This is a genomic window from Mesorhizobium sp. M7A.F.Ca.AU.001.01.1.1 (genome assembly GCF_004022735.1).
Taxonomy (GTDB): domain Bacteria; phylum Pseudomonadota; class Alphaproteobacteria; order Rhizobiales; family Rhizobiaceae; genus Mesorhizobium; species Mesorhizobium ciceri.
Genome location: NZ_RZPF01000990.1, coordinates 1 through 1,753, shown reverse-complemented (window position 1 = coordinate 1,753; position 1,753 = coordinate 1). Strand labels below are relative to the sequence as shown.

General features: G+C 62.7%; 1 protein-coding gene. It reads right to left on the bottom strand.

Annotation, left to right across the window (positions count from 1 at the left end; genetic code table 11):
- Positions 1–1,670, bottom strand: a 1,670-nt coding sequence (gene glmS / locus EN884_RS34935; protein WP_128361084.1) for a glutamine--fructose-6-phosphate transaminase (isomerizing), incomplete at its 3' end; no start/stop codon positions are given.
- Positions 1,671–1,753 lie beyond the last annotated feature (83 nt).

The window sequence follows — 1,753 nt, the reverse complement described above, 5'->3', positions numbered from 1 at the left end:
GTCTTCACGCTCACCTGCGCCGCGCCCTTGCTGTCGGTGATCAGGATGATCTTGCCGCCGCGCGCCGCCACTTCCTGCATGTTGGAAACGGTTTTCTCGAAGATCCGGTCATGCGGCGCGATGACGATGACAGGCATGTTCTCGTCGATCAGCGCGATCGGCCCATGCTTCAGTTCGCCGGCTGCATAGCCTTCGGCGTGGATGTAGGAGATTTCCTTGAGTTTCAACGCGCCTTCCATGGCCAGCGGGAAATTGGTGTCGCGGCCGAGATAGAGCACGTCCTTGTAGCGCGAGAGTTCGCGCGCGATCCGCTCGATCTGCTCTTCAAGCTTGAGCACCTGGTTGGCGTAGCGCGGCGCTTCCGAAAGCGCGCGCACCAGGGTTTTCTCCTGTTCCTTCGAAATCATACCGCGCGCCACGCCGGCGCGCACCGCAAGCGCGGCCAGCACGGAAAGCTGGCAGGTGAAGGCCTTGGTCGAGGCGACGCCGATCTCGGGTCCGGCAAGCGTCGGCAGCACGACGTCGGATTCGCGCGCCATGGTCGATTCGCGCACATTGACGATCGCGCCGATCTTCATGCCGGCTTTGCGGCAATAACGCAGCGAGGCCAGCGTGTCGGCGGTCTCGCCCGATTGCGAGATGAAAAACGCCGCATCGTTCTTCGACAGCGGCATTTCGCGGTAACGGAATTCGGAGGCGACATCGATGTCGACGGGCAGGCGCGCGTAGCGCTCGAACCAGTACTTGCCGATCAGGCCGGCCAGATACGCCGTGCCGCAGGCCGAGATCGCCAGCCGACCAATTTTGGCGAAGTCGAACGGCAGGTCGAGCGGCTTCGACACTCCGGAGACGAAATCCACGTAATGCGCCAAGGTGTGCGAGATCACCTCGGGCTGCTCATGGATTTCCTTTTCCATGAAATGGCGTCGGTTGCCCTTGTCGACCATGAAGCTGGTCGACAGCGACTGCTGGCGTTTGCGGTCGACCTTTGTGCCGTCAATGTCGAAGATGGTGACACCGCCACGGCGCACCACCGCCCAGTCGCCATCTTCCAGATAGGTGATCGAATTGGTGAACGGGGCGAGCGCGATGGCGTCGGAGCCCAGGAACATCTCGCCATCGCCATGGCCGACGGCCAAAGGCGGACCGTTGCGGGCGCCGACGATCAAATCCTCGTCGCCTTTGAACATGATCGCCAGCGCAAAGGCGCCTTCCAGCCGCTTCAGCGCCTGGTGCGCGGCTTCGACCGGCTTCAGCCCCTTGGCGAGTTCGCGGGCCACCAGATGCGCCACGACCTCGGTGTCGGTCTGCGACGAAAAAGAATAGCCGTCGCGGACCAGTTCGTCGCGCAGTTCGGCGAAATTCTCGATGATGCCGTTGTGGACGATGGCGACGCCGTCGGAAAAATGCGGATGCGCATTGCTCTCGTTGGGCACGCCATGCGTCGCCCAGCGCGTGTGGCCGATGCCGATCGTGCCATCGAGCGGCTCGTCCTTGAGCCGGCGCTCCAGGTTGATCAACTTGCCTTCGGCGCGGCGGCGGGCGAGTTCGCCACGCTCGATGGTCGCGACGCCGGCCGAATCATAGCCACGGTACTCCAACCGCTTCAGCGCATCGACGATGAGCGGCGCAACCTGCGAGTGGCCGACGATTCCAACGATACCGCACATGCAGAAAGCCCCCGATTCCCCGGAAAACCAGCGCTATTTAGGGATGGCCAGCCTGCCGTGGAAAGTCACATTGCATTTCGTCC